General features: G+C 48.0%; 19 protein-coding genes. 17 read left to right on the forward strand and 2 right to left on the reverse strand.

Translation table 11 applies throughout. The annotated features are described in order from the left end of the window. Window positions 1-220: 220 nt before the first annotated feature. Window positions 221-1,414, reverse strand: coding sequence for a DUF3103 family protein (locus MHN31_RS13720; RefSeq protein ID WP_138537292.1), 1,194 nt, complete (start codon window positions 1,412-1,414; stop codon window positions 221-223). 354 nt (window positions 1,415-1,768) lie between these two features. Continuing rightward, a complete protein-coding gene (locus MHN31_RS13725; RefSeq protein WP_010383815.1) occupies window positions 1,769-2,149 on the reverse strand; it encodes a hypothetical protein in 381 nt (126 codons plus the stop codon). 161 nt (window positions 2,150-2,310) lie between these two features. On the opposite strand from MHN31_RS13725, the gene MHN31_RS13730 reads away from it, so the two are divergent. The 17 genes from MHN31_RS13730 to MHN31_RS13810 all read left to right on the forward strand — a co-directional run bounded on the left by MHN31_RS13730 (window position 2,311) and on the right by MHN31_RS13810 (window position 18,421). After that, window positions 2,311-3,015 carry a hypothetical protein gene (locus MHN31_RS13730; RefSeq protein WP_239444506.1) on the forward strand — a complete coding sequence of 235 codons (705 nt, stop codon included), beginning with the start codon at window positions 2,311-2,313 and terminating at the stop codon, window positions 3,013-3,015. Between the two features lie 297 nt (window positions 3,016-3,312). After that, window positions 3,313-4,230, forward strand: coding sequence for a LysR family transcriptional regulator (locus tag MHN31_RS13735; protein ID WP_010383817.1), 918 nt, complete (start codon window positions 3,313-3,315; stop codon window positions 4,228-4,230). A gap of 257 nt (window positions 4,231-4,487) precedes the next feature. Continuing rightward, window positions 4,488-5,531 carry a TauD/TfdA family dioxygenase gene (locus tag MHN31_RS13740; RefSeq protein WP_010383819.1) on the forward strand — a complete coding sequence of 348 codons (1,044 nt, stop codon included), beginning with the start codon at window positions 4,488-4,490 and terminating at the stop codon, window positions 5,529-5,531. A gap of 22 nt (window positions 5,532-5,553) precedes the next feature. Then, window positions 5,554-6,774, forward strand: a complete 1,221-nt coding sequence (locus MHN31_RS13745; protein WP_138537288.1) for an aminotransferase class III-fold pyridoxal phosphate-dependent enzyme — start codon at window positions 5,554-5,556, stop codon at window positions 6,772-6,774. 18 nt (window positions 6,775-6,792) lie between these two features. Next, window positions 6,793-7,368: an NUDIX hydrolase gene (locus tag MHN31_RS13750; RefSeq protein WP_239444507.1), complete on the forward strand. Its 576-nt coding sequence runs from the start codon at window positions 6,793-6,795 to the stop codon at window positions 7,366-7,368. Then, window positions 7,361-8,206, forward strand: a complete 846-nt coding sequence (locus tag MHN31_RS13755) for a hypothetical protein (protein ID WP_239444508.1) — start codon at window positions 7,361-7,363, stop codon at window positions 8,204-8,206. The genes MHN31_RS13750 and MHN31_RS13755 overlap by 8 nt, the downstream gene beginning before the upstream one ends. Next, window positions 8,193-8,999 (forward strand): inositol monophosphatase, encoded by an 807-nt coding sequence (locus MHN31_RS13760; protein ID WP_239444509.1) that lies wholly within the window; start codon window positions 8,193-8,195, stop codon window positions 8,997-8,999. Before MHN31_RS13755 ends, MHN31_RS13760 begins: the two co-directional genes overlap by 14 nt. Before the next feature lie 84 nt (window positions 9,000-9,083). Next, complete coding sequence (locus MHN31_RS13765) at window positions 9,084-9,575, forward strand: ankyrin repeat domain-containing protein (RefSeq protein WP_125558718.1); 492 nt, start codon at window positions 9,084-9,086, stop codon at window positions 9,573-9,575. Window positions 9,576-9,592: 17 nt separating this feature from the next. Continuing rightward, entirely contained in the window at window positions 9,593-10,372 is a 780-nt protein-coding gene (locus tag MHN31_RS13770) for an HAD family hydrolase (protein ID WP_239444510.1), read from the forward strand. Further along, window positions 10,359-11,027: an HAD family hydrolase gene (locus tag MHN31_RS13775; protein ID WP_239444511.1), complete on the forward strand. Its 669-nt coding sequence runs from the start codon at window positions 10,359-10,361 to the stop codon at window positions 11,025-11,027. Before MHN31_RS13770 ends, MHN31_RS13775 begins: the two co-directional genes overlap by 14 nt. Then, the gene (locus MHN31_RS13780; RefSeq protein ID WP_125558712.1) at window positions 11,020-12,228 is read left to right on the forward strand and encodes a hypothetical protein; all 1,209 of its coding nucleotides are present in this window, start codon (window positions 11,020-11,022) and stop codon (window positions 12,226-12,228) included. The genes MHN31_RS13775 and MHN31_RS13780 overlap by 8 nt, the downstream gene beginning before the upstream one ends. Beyond that, window positions 12,225-12,731 (forward strand): adenine phosphoribosyltransferase, encoded by a 507-nt coding sequence (locus MHN31_RS13785; protein WP_010383830.1) that lies wholly within the window; start codon window positions 12,225-12,227, stop codon window positions 12,729-12,731. Before MHN31_RS13780 ends, MHN31_RS13785 begins: the two co-directional genes overlap by 4 nt. A 12-nt stretch (window positions 12,732-12,743) precedes the next feature. Further along, window positions 12,744-13,598: a hypothetical protein gene (locus MHN31_RS13790; protein ID WP_239444512.1), complete on the forward strand. Its 855-nt coding sequence runs from the start codon at window positions 12,744-12,746 to the stop codon at window positions 13,596-13,598. Next, window positions 13,595-14,677, forward strand: coding sequence for an HlyD family efflux transporter periplasmic adaptor subunit (locus tag MHN31_RS24395; RefSeq protein WP_125558708.1), 1,083 nt, complete (start codon window positions 13,595-13,597; stop codon window positions 14,675-14,677). The genes MHN31_RS13790 and MHN31_RS24395 overlap by 4 nt, the downstream gene beginning before the upstream one ends. A gap of 9 nt (window positions 14,678-14,686) precedes the next feature. Continuing rightward, on the forward strand, window positions 14,687-16,204 hold the full coding sequence (locus tag MHN31_RS13800; RefSeq protein WP_239444513.1) for a DHA2 family efflux MFS transporter permease subunit: 1,518 nt from the start codon (window positions 14,687-14,689) through the stop codon (window positions 16,202-16,204). 172 nt (window positions 16,205-16,376) lie between these two features. Further along, a complete protein-coding gene (locus MHN31_RS13805; protein WP_239444514.1) occupies window positions 16,377-18,032 on the forward strand; it encodes a S41 family peptidase in 1,656 nt (551 codons plus the stop codon). After that, entirely contained in the window at window positions 18,032-18,421 is a 390-nt protein-coding gene (locus tag MHN31_RS13810; protein ID WP_125558702.1) for a hypothetical protein, read from the forward strand. The genes MHN31_RS13805 and MHN31_RS13810 overlap by 1 nt, the downstream gene beginning before the upstream one ends. The last annotated feature ends 60 nt before the right edge of the window (window positions 18,422-18,481 follow it).

The following is an 18,481-nucleotide window of genomic DNA, read 5'->3' on the forward strand; positions in this document are numbered from 1 at the left end:
GTACATGAGAAATTTGTAACGCCGTTAGCGTGATATTTGCTCCTTCAAATAGAACAAGGTATTAAGTGAAATTGGGTTAATCACAAAACGACAGAAACAAGCGAGCCTGCACTATGGCAGGCTCGCGGGAGAATAAAAAAACCGGTCTAGTCCATTAGACCGTAACCTACTCAACGGGTTGTGAGCTTAATAAGCGAGGCAATAGACAAGCTACTGACGCTTATCTTGGCTCGATAGTTAAGGGAGATAAGGTGATTTTTGCGTTGTTGCTGGCACCCATATAACCGCTGTAATTCTGACCTTCAAATAAGGTATAGAACACATCGACGTAGTCATCGTCATTACTGAACCAGTGATCCGGCATGGCTTTAATCAACTGATTGGTCAACTGCGGAATGATCGCATAACCCTGTACATTTGGATCCGGGATAGTGCGCATTACCTGCGTCACGATATCTAAAAAGGTCGTCGCTAAATCTTTGTAATTGGTGTTGTCATCCTGCTCCATCAGCAGCACGTCAGCAGCCTGCCAACGATAACGCTCCCAGTGGATAAGGATTTGGTTAGGTGTGTAGTCTGTACCATCATGGTCCAAGTAGGGCATATCAACGATATCCAGTACGGGTTCGTCACGTGATGGGCTCACCCCGGTGACAATCCCATAGACTTCCGCTTTACCCAGCACCCAAGGTTCCTGATCATTATTAAGGCGAATACGCTTTAAAACGCTGGTTGAAATCGCGTCAGACTGAATCCGCACCTCATTGGTTTGCAACATGTCCTGTGCAAAACGCTCAACGGTCTGGGTCTGTCTGGCATGGCTGAAAATGTCCTGCATCACCGCTAATCCTTCACGGCGCACCTGCTGTTGATCTAACTCCAGAACCAACACCGGACGCTGTGGCATTTGCTGCGCATCCAGCAAGTGTAGCTGGCCCTCACTGTCATAAGCCTCAACATGGATCCAGGTTTTATCATCGCCTTTAGGGGCAAAGGCGATCAGTGGCATTTCACCTTCCTGCCATTGGTTCAGCATAGTGTCAGATGCCAGGCGCAATTGATATAAATTGCTGTCGCTTTGTGGCAACCCTTTCAATACCCGTGTCTGTGTACTTGCCTGACCAATCAGTGACTGTGCCTGAGCTGATACGCCCATTTCCTGCACAGTGAGGCGAGATTGGCTCGCCAGCGTTGATTGCCAGCGCGGACCTTGCTGTGCCAGTTCCTGAGCCAGTGATTTCGCCATCACTTTTTTGATGTCACTGACCTGAAAAGCCTGCGGGTTAAAACGGTCAATCTGCGCCAGTGGTGCTGCCAGATTATTCACAGCGTCAATCGGGGCTGCGGTTGCATTTGCCGCTGCACTCAGGCTCAAAGCCAGTGCAGATAAGGTCATCTGAGATATGCGTTTCATTGTTATAATTCTCCAGAAATAATCCTGTTCTGGCCTCACCTGAACCACGGGAAGCCGCCTCTCGTGTGCCAAATCAAGATAAAACACGAAAATCAAATTATCAACATATTAATATAGAATTTACACAATAAAATTAACATAAAGACATCAAGTTAATGTTTTAAAAGGATTTTAAATGTTAAAATTAAAATAGTTTTTAGATCTAGATTTAAACAAGAGCGAAGACTCTATTTTGTTTGATTCATTATTTTTTGTTGGGAAACAGTGACAGGCAGACGGTACAATTACAACCAAGGCCTGTGCAACTGAACAGGCCCGGCTCTCTAAACGAGTGAAGGTAATTAATAGACGTTGTTATTTTTCAACAGGGTAAAGCGTAATTTCCATACCCGCACCGATGGCGGAGATACGTAACAAGGTGTCTGCATGCAGCGCCTGAGAATAGCACTTTGGCTGCTCCCCACTGCTGAAGCCGATATCAAAGGTGCGCTTAGAACATCCCAGCCACTGCTTGAGCGCTGCTTTAGAGCATGATTCGATCAATTCACACAAGTGATTGATGGCTTTATCCGGACTCGTCACTTCGGCACTGGCCTCAATTCTGGCCAACTGGCGATACTCATCCTTATCGTAATGCAGTATCACTGCGTTCTTTTTAAGATCCGCAACCAGGGCAGAAATATCCTGCTTGGATTCTAACTCTAAATCGACATTTAAAAACTGGATTTCTGACATGACGGGACATTTACCTTGTATCTTTATGAGTGGTTCGCTGCCATACCTGCGCCATGTTCAAGCGCCAGAACACATTCGATTGGCAGGTGCGACAATATGTCACTATTGATTTTACGCGAATTCTCATAAGCTATCAGCAATTTTGACGAAAAAACAGCACTATGAATAAATCCCGCTTCAAACCCATCCGAAAATTCCATAAGCTGACAGGCTACCTGCTGGCATTACAGATCTTTGCCTGGCTGCTCGGTGGTCTGGTCATGAGTGCCATACCACTGGACATGGTACATGGTAAGCACCTGGCCAAACGTGCGCTGGATAACCCGTTTAGCCAGACTGATTATCGCGCCGACCTTAATCACCTGGCACACTCTGTTAAAGGTTTTAACACACTGACATTTAGTCACTTTCTTGATCAACCCATGATCATTGCCAGTGGTGAAGAACGCGCCTATTTCACCGCCACAGGAGCGCCGTTTCCTGCCCCCACCGAAGCGCAGATCCGTGCTAATGCACAGGCCCACTTTCTCGGTGACAGCCCCGTCGGCTCTGCACAGTTGCTCACTACAGGTCCCCGGGAAGTGCAATATCGCCCTCACATATGGCAGGTCACCTTTGCCGACACACTCAGCACAACCCTGTATCTGGATGCCCTTAGCGGCCAGGTGATCACGGTCAGAAGCACGTTGTGGCGCATTTTCGACTTTTTTTGGATGTTACACATCATGGATTATGACGAGCGGGATGATTTCAACAACCCTTTGCTGATCACCTTTGCAGCCTGTAGTGTCGCGTTTTGCCTCAGTGGTATGATGCTGTTGTTGCAATCCCCTCCCTGGCGCAGGCGCCGCCAACACGCCCGTTAAGCGTCCTGTATAACATCTGACCGGGGCCGGACAAAGAGTATGCGAAAGCGCGCTCGCCTCTGACTCCTGCCTGTCGGTCGTGTCATGTTGTCGCTTTATTCTTGCCTTAGCTGGCTCTGTTAAGCTTTAATGACAACTTACAGTAAACGCACTAATTTATTGGGTTTCATTTTGGCTGAATTGTATGGATACACACCAATTGACACCTGCGCTTACTTTAACTTGCACCTTTGTTATAAAGGAAATAACACCCAGAGGTGATGTAGCAATTTAATAAAAGTAAAACGGAATTCGAAGATGTGCAGTTATGTATCGGATAACCAAGCGAAGCTCAGTATCTGGCTTCAGTCTTTTTATCATATTGCGCTCAGTGGTAGCTTTTCCAAAGCTGCAAAAAAGTTAGGCCAATCGCGCAGTACCCTAACAAATCATGTGTTTGAACTTGAGTCCTTGTATTCCGTTCGGCTTATCAACAGAACCACAAGAAGCTTTTCCCTGAGCCGTGAAGGCGATGCCCTATTTGAGCAATGCAAACGGCTCAATCTGGCCATTTCAGAGAGTCACGAAATGCTCCGTGATTTTTCACAAAACAGCGAAGGGCTACTCAGAGTTAAAATCCCCAGCGTCCTCGATAACAAAGTCTTTCATGCCCTCCTCAGTCAATATAAAAAAAGCCACCCCAACGTCATTTTAGATATTATGGTCGACAACAACCTGGGAGACCTGGTCGCAGAAAAAGTGGATGTTGCTTTACACCTGGGAGAGTTACCCGACAGCAACTATATTTGCAAACGCCTTACGACATTTAATACTTATGTTGTTGCCAGTAAAGAGTACTGGCGCAGCCACCCAAAACCCAGTCATCCAAGTGAGTTAATTAATCACCCGTGTATTCGCTATCGCCACTGTAAAACCGGTAATAAGTGGAGTTTCAGTGATATTGGAAAGCAGTTTTTAGTTGATATAGGGACGTCCCATATCTGTGACAGTGATGAAATGCTGATCTCTTTCGCACTAGACGGCTCAGGTATTGCCACCGCGTTAGACTTTACATCGAAGCAATACATTGAAGACGGGACGTTAGAGACATGTCTTGAGGAGTGGACACACGAAGTGCAGCTCAATGCCTTGTTGCAGCACAGAGACAATATGTCGAGCCGCGTAAGAAACTTCATCGATGCACTTATCACACTGATCCCGAGTCTAAATACTTAACTGGCCAGGAGTGATAATTATATCACTCCGCAACATGATTATTTTTTTCTCTTTATAACACAAAAATTTAACACAAGATAATATACTATATCATCGGTATATCATGCCTCCTCGCCTTTTCTTGTCTGTACATATATTCCACTGATTGTTCCACTTAGTAACATCTGATGTATGAGATTCTGAACATTACTTCAAGTACCCTTAACCTCAACATACAAGCTCATAATTGAGAATTAACATCATTGGAGGTTAAGGCAATGAGTATCAGCGCAGTTCCAAAAGGACGAGGATTGGAACTTAACTTCAGCAAAGGGCTGACCAGTTCAAATGCCGTGCACAGTTATTTGCAAAGCAACTTGAGCAATTATGATCAGGAAATAGAGCCTTACGTTATTAGTGAAATTGCAAAGCACGTAATACGGCAAAAACTATTTGAAAATCAGTCTATCTTACAAAAAGTAGAAAACTTTGCTGAAGACAATGAATATGACTGGATAATCTTTAACAACTGTTTTGATACATCAGGTATACCATCGACGCCTTGCAATGATAATCCACCTGAACATAAAACATGGAAAATGCCAGCGGCAACATTAATGGGATTAATTTCTCTAACTGGACACAAAGTTGCCAGTTATAAAGGTGAAATGAATGGGCGTTTAGCCCACATGGTGATGCCAGCAAAAAATAACCCGTTATATCAAAGCCGCTCAACAAAACAGCTCAAACCACACACCGAAGTGGTGAATGGGCTTTGGCCTGAAGAAATAAAAACCAATACAGACAAACACTGTATTGCACCCGACATATTTGGTCTGGCCAGCATCAGGAACCCAACCAATTGCGCTACACGGGTTTGGTATTTGCAAGATCTGTTGGATAGCCTGCCCTACTCAACCATTCGCAATTTAATGCGGCCCGAATTTAGAACCACCAGCCAGTCTAGCTTCGACATTAACTATGTAAACGAAGGGGTGAGCGTCATCGCGGAAATCAATGGCAAGCTCAACATTCGCTTTAGCTATAGCAAGCTGGAAGGGTTAACGCCACGTGCCAAATCCGCACTGACGGAACTCAAGGCATACCTTGATGATGAGCGTACCGTCACACGTCTCGTGCTCAAACCAGGACAAGTCCTCATTCTCAATAACAGAACACTCCTGCATGGCAGAGACAACCTCACCAACCACGCCCTGTACGATGGCAATGACAGGTGGCTAATCCGAATGTATGGGTTTAGTTATGATGGCTGGAGAAAACTGCCGAAAAATGAACGCCTTCAACATGTAGCAACCGTATAAAAAGAGAAGAAAAGGGAAAAAAATGATTTCACCGTTAGTAGGAAGTGATAGGTACTTTGCCAAAAATGATGCACCTATTTTATTTAAAAAGGCAAAGAACTACACAGTGACAGACCAGAATGGCAACCAGTATATCGACTTCATTCTGGGCCTGGGACCCGTCATATTAGGCCATTCTGATGAAGAGTTTGTGCGCAGAGTATCAGAACAACTGAGCAATGGCCTGTCATTTCCTGGTTTTGCCGATGTGCATAGCGAACTTGCCAAAGTGTATGAAGCCCAGTATCAGGATATGCGAGTTGTTACCCTATTCAAAACCAGTTCAGAAGCCGTAACCGCAGCAATGCGCTGCGCCATGCTGGAAACAGGTCGCAGTAAATTCATCCGTTGTGGTTTCTTAGGATGGCACGACAGCCAGATTGCCAACACACCAAGCTGGCACGAATGGCCAGGCAGTGAAAAGCGCGAAGCACTGAGATTCTCACAAGGTATGCGCGGGATTGATGGTGAGCAGGGCGTATTTAACTGGACGGATGGTGATATCGCGAGCCTGACAGCACTGTTGAGCGAACACGGCGACACCACAGCCGCCTTTGCCATTGATGTCTACCAGCTGGCATTCATGACCACTGAAACATTACAACAGGCAACCGCGCTGTGTCGCCAATATGGCATAAAAATCATCATCGACGAAACCAAAACCGCCGGCAGAACAAACCCGGCAGGCATGCTTGATACGCAAGCGATCCCAGCAGATTACATCATCCTTGGTAAAGCCGTGGGCAATGGATTACCACTGGCGGTGCTGCTCGGCAAGCCAGAGCACATCAAGATTTATCAAAGCGCGAGGATTGGCGGTACCCACACCAAAGAAGTCCTGTCAGCGCACGCCGGGATCATAGTCGCAGACATAATGCAGCAACGAGAAGGCTATGCGCGCCTGCCGCTCATCTGCCAAAAGATTGTTGCAACCATCAATGCCGCCATCACCCACTCGGCCACAACCGAGTTACTCAGCGCAACCAGCTTATTAAACGACACCCTGTTTGATCTGCGCTTTTCAGACCCTATGCTGAACAACTTTGCGGCCAGAGAGCAGCTGAAACAGACCATGATCGCTGAGGGTATTTTCATGCTGCAGGGGCACAACTCATTCGTGTGTCTAGCCCATGAGCAAATCGATTTTAGCCAACTGGAAGACAAGTTAACCACCTCGCTGCGTAACTGGTCAACACAACTGTAAGCATACCAAGGACGACTCATGAACAAAGAAAATACAATCAATGAATTACAAGGTTTGTTGGAAAACTACGCGACAACATACGAGATAGAGGCACAGTATCGGGAGCATATGTTGTCATTCCTGAAAAGCAGTGACGACCCCATTTACAGTAGCAATCAGGCAGGGCACTTTACCGCTTCTGCCTGGGTCTTGTCGCATGATCGCCAGCACGTGTTGCTCACTCAGCATGCTAAAATTGGCAAGTGGTTTCAGCTTGGTGGCCACATTGAGCCAGAAGACAGCTCTTTTATTGATGCCTGCTTGCGCGAAGCAACCGAAGAAAGCGGCATCACCTCATTGTCATCAGCAAACACCTTTGTGCTCGACATCGATATTCACGATATCCCGGAATACAAAGGAATACCGCAGCATCCGCACTATGATGTGACCTGCTACTTTGTTGCCCCGGCGCAGGCAAAAGCGATTAAAAATGCGGAATCAAAACAGTTGCAATGGATACCGCTCGAGCAAGTAAAAGCACTCACCGACGATCCGGCGATCCACAGAATGGTCGAGAAAACACTCGAATTAGAGACCTATAAAGACCATGCTTAAATACCATTTAAAAGGTATATCCGCAAACGTCATTTGGGGTTCTCTGCCTTTATATTTTTATTTCTCTGGCGAGTATCCCCCGCTTTTCTTCTTGCTGGCACAAATTATCAGCACCTTTATATTGCTGGGTCTGTACCTAAAGTTAATGAGAGCAGAGGAAACGCAGCGCTTTAGCTTAAAGCTAAACCTGATCCCCGCATTATTATTAATGCTGAATTGGGGTGGATATGCCGTAGCAATAAAGTCGGGTTATGTAATTGAGGCAAGCTACGCCTATCTTTTACTGCCGATTTTATTGCTGTCAGTGAGTATTTTTAACGGCGAGAGTAATCAGAAAAAGGACTGGTTCTTTTTCTCGCTCTCCCTTTTTATCGTTTTTCTTGAGTTCTATATTAGCGGCAATTTTCCATTTATAGGTCTGCTGATCTCCGTGCCATTTGTGCTGTATTTACTGTGGCATAAGAAGCATAACCTTGATCCATTAACAGGGCTATTTAATGAAACCAAAGCGATGCTGCCGCTGTGTTGTTTATTGTGGTTCTTCATTGATTTTGGGTTTATAGAAAGTGTGAAATTAAATGACTGGGCAATGCTATTAATACTGGGCTTCATTACCCTTTTACCACTCACACTGTTTGTGAGTGCAAGTAAAAAAGTGAGCTTTAATGTGTTGTCTTTATATCAGATTATGTCTCCTATTTTAGGCATGATTATCGGGTTTCATTTATACCACCAGGACATAAGCACTTATAAATTTATCCTGTACTCATCACTGGCTTTGACCTTGATCGTGTACAACATGACAAATCAAATTGGGACAAAAAATGAATCTTACTGATTTACTTGATGAAGTGGTGAAAATTGCAAAGGAAGCAGCACAAATAATAGAGAAATCTAAGCTCAATGCTGAGTTCTCTATGAAAAGTGATAATACGTTTGTCAGTAAAGTGGACATTAACGTTGAGGAGTTCATTAGCCTGGCGCTTAAATCCCTTGATTACAATATCCCCGTGTTTGGCGAAGAGCTGGGTGTATCAGGGATGGAGACACAAGACACTTACTGGCTAATCGACCCCATTGACGGCACAGCCTGGTACCGATTGGGAGTGCCTATTTATGGTTCACTAATCAGCCTGATTGATAAGGGCGAACCCATATTAGGATGTGTGGCGTTACCCGGGATCAATGAAGTGTGCTATGCAGCTAAGGGACACGGCTGTTTTATTGAAACACCTTATCAAGCGGCCACCAGAGTCACCATTAAGGATCCAGTCACCTCAGTCAAAGAGGCGGTGATCACTGCATCGGGTATTCATGGCACCAACCTGTGGCTTGAAAATGGCAAGTATCCGTGGCGGATCGATAACGTATTTCACGAAGCGCGACTCTTTAAACTGTCAGGTGATTGCATTCAGCATGTCCAGGTCGCCTGCGGCCGAGTCGATGCAGCCATCGATACCATCATGAAGCCGTGGGACAGCGCCGCACTGATTGTGTGTTTGCAAGAAGCCGGTGCTGTGGTCATGGACTTACACGGCAATCAGGATCAGTTATTAAAACGCGACTCTCTGTTGTCAGCGGCTTCCCTGCCCCTGGCACAAGAACTATTAGAAAAACTTTCATATCAATAAGCGAAAAGCAGCGCGGACAGTGTGTCCAGCGCTGCCACCCCAGATCATAAAACATAACAAAAAACTCTTAGAGACGAGGTTGGAATGAACAAGGAAATTTTAGAACTAGCGCAACAGCAACAATGGACTCAGCTAACCACACTTTTGCAAGCAGACAACGTAGCGGTCAATGTGCAAGACGAAAAAGGCTACTCCCCCTTACATTATGCGGCGATTCAGGGGCAGTGTGAGGTCATCGATGCCCTGGTCGCCAAGGGCTGCGCGCTTGAGACGGCGACAGGCAACGGCAGTACCGCACTGCATAAAGCTGCTACCTTTGGTCAGCTTGATGCCATCCATACCTTACTCACGCTGGGCGCCGATTTAGAAGCCAGAACCAACAACCCGGATGTGCCTTCTTTTAGTGCACGTACCCCTTTGCATGAAGCCGCAGTCGAAGGCCATGCCGACGCAGTCACGCTGTTACTTTCACTTGGCGCTGATCAAAACGCCCTGACAGACGCACAGGAAACCGCGCTTGACCTGGCCGTATATTATAAACATACCGACGCCACAGCGGCCTTGTCGCGTTCTTAATTTAAAGTGAACGCATTATGCTTACAGAAATAAAAGCCAGACATTGGCTGTTTGACATTGACGGCACAATCGCCTTTAACAACCAACCCGTCAGTACAGCGTTGACCGACGCCCTGGTCGAATTAAGTGATGACAGCGACGTGATCTTCGCCACAGCCAGGCCGTTTCGGGATGTGTTACAGGTGCTGCCAACCGAGCTACGCAACAATACTATCTCTTGTACCAATGGGGCTTTGCTATTTAAGCAGCACAAAGTTTACGCTGAACAACATTTCACTAAGAACACCAGCATCCGATTGATACATTTGCTCGAGGATCTGGATACGCCCTATATTCTGGATTGTGCGCAGGGGTTTTACCTAAGTCGCACCAGCCACCCCTTTTTTGAGTACACCCAGGGGAGTTACAAAGCACCCAAAATCTCCCAGCAAGCGGCGTTAGCCCAGGGTATCAATAAAATTCAGGTGTTTGATACCCAGCTCATTGAACTGTTGAACAGAGATGCTGAGCAACTTGGGATCACGGTCTACCCTTATGCTGACGTCGACTTTTTTGATATCTCTCCAACCGGGTGTTGTAAATCCAACCTGTTTCAGCAACTCGATATCGATCCCCTTAATAGTATCGCCTTTGGCAATGATTCAAACGACCTGCACCTGATCAAACAAGCACAAGTGGGCGTCTGCATCGGGTCGCACCCGCAACTCAACCAGGCTGCTGACCTGACGCTTAACCAGACCTGCCCGGAGCAAGCATTAATTAACATCATCAGGGAGAGAGCTTTTGAAAACCTATAAGCTAGTCACGTTTGATTTTGATGGTACCTTGTGTGACACCGCACCTGCCATTATCAGCACACTTCAGCAGCTGTTTCCGGGTACTGAACAGACACAGATAGACGCGCAGTTATCCGTGGGTACCCCGCTTAAATCTGTGATTGCCCAGTTACATCAGCACCCACTGTCTGCCACTGAGCTGGATGCACTGTGCCACCAATATCGGGCACTATACAATCAGGAACACCATCAGTTACAAGTACCATTTCCTCATGCCAGAGACACCATAATGGCGTTCAGACAAGCCGGTGCGCAGTGCCTGATCGTCAGTAATAAAGGCGAAGCCGCACTGAATGCCTTCGTACAGCAGTACGCATTCACGTCGCTCTTTGACGATGTGATAGGAGAGCGCGTCGGCATAGCAGGCAAGCCACACCCGGATGTCTATGAGCAAGTGATCCGCCCGGCTTACCCGGACATTAAACCCGAGCACATATTGCATATTGGCGACACCACAGCAGATCTGGCATTTGCTCATGCCATCGGTGCCGACAGCGCCTATCTGACCCATGGCTTTGGCGATGATGAGGCAGCCCTGGCGATGCAGCCGACCTGGTATTGCAGTCACTTCGAAGCACTTTCACAACAGTTAGCATTAGGAGGGCAGCATGTTTGATTATAGCCCTGCTAAGCTGCCGTTTGTAAATCAAGCTGACAGAGTGCTTAAGCATAACCATTTCGTCAAATCGTTATTCTGGCAAAGCTGGCATGATTGCTTCGAGCAGCATGCATTGCCTAAGCTGCCTGAGCCGATTGCAAAATTATGGACACACTCCAGGGAAATATTCCAGCTGGCCTTTATCGCCCACCGTTATGGCATGATCTTTTTTGCTTCCCGACGTGAAGTCTCCGCACGGTTGGCAACAATCACAGCAAAGAGCCAACAAATCGATGAGGTTTACCGAGTTTTGTCACAGCGACAACTGCTCAATACCATTTACAACCTGACCATCAATCAGTTTGTCTTTAACTGGCCCAGTAAAGCAGCGTGTGCGCAGATGATTGCACCAAACCAGTTTCAGCTCAGCAAAGAACAGGTGCTGTACTATCGCGATGACGCATTTTACAGACACAGTGAACAGGTCAAGCGGCTCGGTGATGAGGTGGTGTATGATCTGCATGATTTTGCACACCTGGTCAGCACCCTGTGTAAGCCCACACTATACGGTTGCTATTATCACGACTTGAGTGCCAAGATCACCAACAAGCAATTTCGCAGTATGATTTCTCTGCCGGGAAAACGCGACCTGGACAGTCAAATTGTCGCAGACGGGTTTGTCTACACCTGCCTGACCCGACATCTGTACGACACCCTGGTGACTGAGCCATTTTCAACCCCGGATGATCTGGTCGAAGCCATCGCAGAACAACTCAGCCGCTACTATCTGGCAGAGCAACCCCTCACCAGCGCGCAAGATGGTAAAACCTACCGGTTAAATGCCCCCATTGAAACCGGTCAGCTTGTGATATTGGCCCTGAATAAGCTCTATGAACACTCAGCATCAGAAGTCGAGCACTCCGTATTTATCCGGGCAGAACAAGACAGCGGGGTGCTTGAGCTCTCCCCGTCAAACCGCTTACAGGCACTGGCCGCACCGCTAAAGTGGCTGTACCCAGAAGCGCGCAATACCATTCGTCATCGTGCCCATGCACTGTCTTACATTAAAACAGCCAAAGCGCTGATCCCCATGCGCCCGGCGGAAGCCTCAATTTTAGACCAGGTTGTGCAATTGCTCGGTGCCGACCCTGCGGCACTGCGCACAATTTTAGAGTTGCTATCACTTAACTCCACACTCAATAAGGAAGAATTACTATGATCTCACAACACATTGCCATCGTGCAGGACCACCCAAAACCAGGCATTAAATTTCATGACATTACGTCTTTGTTGAGTAACGCCCATGAACGAGACCGGGCTATCACGCAGCTCACCGAGCACTACCGGGGCAAAGTGAACTGTGTGGCAGCCATTGACGCACTGGGCTTTATCATTGGAGCCATGGTGGCAGATCGATTGAATTTAAAATTTGTGCCGATCCGAAAGCCCGGCAAACTACCGCGTGAAACCATCAGCACCGATTACAGCAGTGAATATGCACACAACAGCCTGCACATTCACAAAGATGATATTGATCAGGATGATCACATCCTGCTGATTGATGATGTATTGGGTACGGGCGGGACCTGCCTGGCTGCCATCAAGCTGTGTGAACAACTGGGTGCACATGTCGTGGGTACCGGCTTCTTGCTTGAACTGCCCAGTCTTGGCGGACGCAACACCCTGGAAGGCTATCATCCTGTTTGCTGCGCCCAGCTGTAATTTAGTGACACCATGACTATGTATGATCATTACACTTTGCCAGAGCACCACCAGCATTTAATCCTCGCCGCGATGGCACAGCGCATCGACCAGGCAAGCCCGGCGACGATTGGCGAGCTCATCGCACAGATGCAATCACTAAACTGGTCGGTGTTTATCTCAGGCGGAGCACCAAGAGATTGGGCTGAAGGCCAGCAAGCACAAGACATTGACCTGTCTGTGAACACCAGCTTTGCCGACCTGTACGCATTTTGCCTTAGTATATTTCAGCCCCATCAACTGCTCACTGACCCAGATTTTGGGTTAGTGACCGTGCTCGGTTCTGAATATAAATTAGACATCAATATACTGCGCGAAGCCGCTTTCTCCATGCCCGTGCCGCCCAGAGTCGGCCTGTCTCAGTCACACCAGCATGACGAAGTGAAGCAGTCAGCAACCACCGCTCTCGCACGCCTGCAAGCCGATATCCTGTCACGGGACTTCGCCGTCAATGCGCTCTACTATTGCTGTGACAGCGGGCATATTCTCGACCCTTCACAGCAGGGCTTGTCTGATCTCAAACATCGCCGTTTGTCATTTGTCATGTGCACGCAGCGACTGGCCCACGACAATGTGGTCTGTATCAGGATTTTACAGTTCATCGCACGCGGCTTTGAACCCAATGAGGAAGTAAAAACCTTGCTTTGTGCGCGGCTGGAAACCGCCGTCATGCAACAGCAAGAGTTTCAGGCATGGCTGGCAGTCTATATCGGGACGGATAAAGCATACTACCCACAGTTTAAAGCCTGCGCCTATCACTATGCTGCCAGTAAAACCGTCAAAAACCGACTTCAACACTATTTTAGCAATATGGAATCCAAGTCGTGAGTAGTCTCTCTAAACGCAATAAAGCCATTGCGGTGTTTATTTTTATCCTGATCACCACAACCACAGTCTGGGCAGTTGCATACAGCCGACTGTACCTGACCATAGACAATGCCCGGGTCAGTGCGGATCTGATCACTATCCGCAGTGAAAGCGATGGTCGCATTGTGATGGCGGATGCGGCACTACGCTCAGAGCGGGTGCCCAAAGGTCAGCAGATCATCGCTCTGGACGCGCGGGAAATTCGCTTGCAACTACAAGTTTCTGACGCTGAAATCGCTCAGATTGAAGCCGAAAAACAACTCAACCAGCAACGCTATGAGGTCGCCATTGCCAACAACAAAGAGCAGGCAACACAGTTTATCTGGCAGCAGGAGCTACTCAACCGGGAACTGGCGCTCAAGCAAGAAAGCACCCGCTTACAAATGGAGAAAACAGACAATATTCAGAACCTCGCAACCACGGCAGCTGTCTCCAGGCAAGATAAACTCACCGCCCAGTCAGCACTTCAGCAGGCGCTACTAGACATAGATATTCATCAAGCCAGAATTGCGGAACACGCCGTCAATCAGGCCTTGCTGAGTAATGAAAAGCGCCAGGCCGACTTAATTTTGCATGAGATTTCCAGGTTAGAGAGTCAAAAGCAAGCCGCTCAGGCACAACGCGCGCTGCTGGAATATCAATTGGAAAAATTGACCTCTTCGGCACCCTTTGATGGCGTGATTGATGAAGTCTTTGTCCGTCATGGTGAATATGTCGAAGAAGGCCAGCGTCTGTATATGATGCATGATCTCAACAGCCTCAAAGTCGAGGCCAACATACTGGAAAGTGACCTTGGCAAAGTGCATCTGGGGCAACAAGTTGAAGTGCAGTTAAGCTATCAGCCCGGACAGACGATTTCGGGAGTGATCACCCGAATTGCGTCAGTCAGCAATGACAAACTGGCGCTGATCCCCACCAGTCAAATGAGCAGCGATTTTGTCAGAGTAAAACAAAGGTTCACGCTGGATATCAAATTAGATAACACCACCTCATCCATGGTCGCACCGGGCATGATGAGTACCGTGATTATTCCACTGTAAAGGATCCCTATGTTTAACAGGCAAACCGTTGCATGTATTTTTACGGTTGGACTCGGCAGCTTTTCCACCTTACTCAGCAGTACCACCATTGAGGTCGCTTTTGTGCAGGTGATGGGAGAACTGGCCATGGACCTGAGTGAAGCGCACTGGACCGTATCGCTATACATGGTGGTGATGACCATTGCAATGTTATTAACCGCGGACTTGGTGAATCGCATTGGTTGCAGATACACGTTTATAGTCAGTTTCATCATCATGATCTCAGGCTCACTGATCGGCGCTTTGGCAGATGGCCTGTTCAGCTTGTTGTGCGGCCGTGCCTTGCAAGGGTTTGCGGCCGGATTGCAGGCCCCACTGGCTACCATTATTTTGGGGCGCATTTTTGCCAGAGAAAAAATGGGCATTGCGATGGGCTTTTTTGGCGCGATTATGCTGTTAGCCCCTGCGCTTGGTCCGGTGATCGGCGGCTATTTAATCGATTTTATGTCATGGCGCGGCCTGTTTGCGTTTCAAATTCCGATGGCAGCCCTGTCACTGCTATGTGCATTGATCTTTTTAAATCCAGATAAACCGCACCAGGCCGCGTACGCTTACGACTGGGCGGGTTTGTGTATTTTGACTGGCGTATTGTCTGGCTTTTTCATCAGTTTACAGCTGGTTGAAGAGGTCGGCGTGTATGCCACCGAGTTTGCAATAAGCTGCGGCGTCAGTGCCCTGCTGGCGCTGATGTTCTATTTTTTTGAAAAACAGACCGCTCAGCCTCTGGTCAACTTCGCACTGTTTAAAGACACCGTGTTTAGCGTCAACATCGTGGTGATCTGCGTACTGGGGATCTTTTTGTTCAGCTCCATTTTAATCGTGCCCCTTTACTTACTTGAGATCAGAGGGCTCAGTGCCCGCCAGGCTGGCGAAGCCCTGCTCATTCCGGGTCTTATCATGGCCTTTATGGCGCCTTTTTCGGGCTGGCTATCCGATCGCTTCCCACCCAGAGAAATTATCTTATGTGGTTTGCTGATCAATGCATACGCCATCTGGCTCACCGCACAACAAGATGTTTCAAGTGCGATTATTGCCATTGTGGTGGCCACATCCCTGTCACGCATTGGCATGTCAGTTATGCTTCCCAGCTTATATGTGAGTTCGCTCAGGCACCTTGAAGGACCGATGCTGGCTTATGGTTCAAGCATGATCAATTTTGCCCGACAAATAGGGGGAGCGCTGGGTGTGATGCTCTTTAGTCTGTTATATGAACGCAGCAAGCTCATTGCATCAGACCAGCTGTGGCAATCCGCAGGCAATGCCATGGAATCAACAGGCTACTTAAGCTTAGATGCCACGAGCAGAGAATATAGCAGGATAGAACAAGGGATCCATGCGTTGTCGGGAACTACCGCATTTCAATCCGTTTTCTATTTGAACCTGCTGATGAATATCATCTGCCTGGGACTGCTGCTGTTGACTTACTTACCCGCCTGGCGGGCGACGTTGCGCAAGTCTCAGATCTCCGACGGCCCCGCTTCGCCCTAGCTGGCATGGGCAACATATTGCGCAACCAGACACCTACTCTATACTCAAAATAAGGGATAAATTGATTATTTTTGCTGCTGTTGACATTAATTAACAGTCAACCCGGTCTATCTATTGTATTGTAGGAATAGTGTTGATAGTTTTTAGCGCAATGAATATATAGGATAAAACCATGATGCAATTCAGCAACTTACACCTTGCCATCGGATTGGCTTTAACCCTCACAGCGCTCTCAGGATGCGGTGGCGGCGGTACCGAGAGCGGCAACGGCGGTGATTCAGGTACTGTGACTACGCCGGATAACAACAATAATAACGGTTCAGACTCAGGGGGCAGCAGCACCGAGCCCAGCTGGCAGGCCGGTGTGTTTCCACCTGCCACTAACTTCATCAACTACTGCGCTAATCCGCGTACCGGGCAGGATGAATTTAACAATAACCAGCCTTTTCCGGACAGAGCTGGAACGGCCATGCACGAAAAAATGTGGCTTCGCTCATTCAGCCATGAAACCTATTTATGGTACGACGAACTTGCTGACAACGATCCGCAGGACTTCAGCTCAGTGGCTGATTATTTTGCCCAGCTAAAAACCACCCAACGTAATCCGGATGGATCGCTGAAAGATCAGTTTCACTTTTCTAATACCTACGAAGAATATCAAAAAGAGCAACAGTCCGGTGTGACCACCAGCTATGGTATTCACTGGTCTGCTATCAAAACAGCCTCACCGGATCGTAACTTTACCATTGCTTATATCGAGCCAAACTCGCCGGCCGCAGCCACAGGGCTGAGCAGGGGTGATCGCCTGATCAGCATCGACGGTGAGGATTTCGTGGACGGCGACAACGTCACGCTATTCAATGAGGCCTTGTTCCCCGATGATCCAAAAGCTTATACCTTTGCTTTTCGATCTGTCGAAGGCGAAGAAAAGTCGGCCACAATGACCGCTGCCGATTTTGAACAAACGCCGGTACAACACACTAAAGTCATAGCTCATGGAGACAAAACCGTAGGTTATGTGCAATTTAATCAGTTTATTCCTACAGCACAGGAACCTCTGATCGCCGCATTTGAGACCTTCATTGACAGAGGCGTCAATGAGCTGGTGCTGGATATGCGCTATAACGGTGGTGGGCTTATCCACAGCGCGGCACAGCTTGGTTATATGATCGTCGGCGATGGTTCACTCAGCCGCAATTTCGGCGTCACGACCTACAATGATAAGCGCCAGGGTGAGAACCGAATATATACCTTCGAGCCTCGCCGGATAGACTGGACACGGGATGTATTTCTCAACGACACCACATTACCGAGCCTGAATCTTTCTAAGGTATACGTACTGACCACCGATGACACGGCCTCTGCCAGTGAAATGGTGATCAACGGCTTGCGTGGTATTGATATTGAGGTGATCCAGATAGGCACCACCACACGTGGTAAACCCTACGGTTTCTTGCCAGCCCCTAACTGTGGCATGGTGTATTACACCATTCAGTCAAAGTCAGCCAATGAAAAAGGGTTTGGTGACTATGCCAGTGGTTTTATGCCAACGCTAGCCAGCCAGATAAACGGCGAAACCGGATTAGATGGAAAAGTACCGGGTTGCCAGGTGAGTGATGATTTGAGTCGTGCTTTAGGTGACGAAAACGAACAGCTGCTGGCCACGGCACTGCATCATAGCGCTACCGGTACCTGTCTGGTCAACGAAGCGGCGGGGGTCTCTGCCAGACCAGGCGACAATGAACAGGCGGATGAGCATAACACTGTGACGCTGCCGTTCAGACCACTGCGTGATGGCGCAATCCACTCTACACTGAAAGGACAATAATGATGAAATGTTCGGGCTGGTTTGCCACTTTACTAACCTTGCTGCTCAGTGGTTGCCAATACAGCAAGGCAGCGCCTGTGCGTCCGGCTTTAATTGAGCAAACCACACCGGACATGATCCGTGAAATACAACATGCCATCGTCGCCCTCAAGGGCGGCAAGGCGCCCAAACTAGCCAATAATGTGTTTATGCAGCGCTCCACTTTGTTCCTTGAAAAAGGCAATATACTCGATGCCTATGGGCAACCCATCCTCGGCAGCAGAGAAGGTGGCGTAACGGGCTTCGAATTGCAAATACGTGGCGAGCAATGTGTCTTATTTTACCCTAAGACAGGCGAATATCGGGTCTTGCCTGGCATACCTTGTGTGCCCAACCCACAGCAACCGTAGTCCCCTTAATTTTATTCCAGGCTTTGCCCCTGAGTGTGCTTGCAACCCTTCCTTATATCG

This window comes from Pseudoalteromonas sp. McH1-42, assembly GCF_022347845.1.
Lineage (GTDB): Bacteria > Pseudomonadota > Gammaproteobacteria > Enterobacterales > Alteromonadaceae > Pseudoalteromonas > Pseudoalteromonas rubra_D.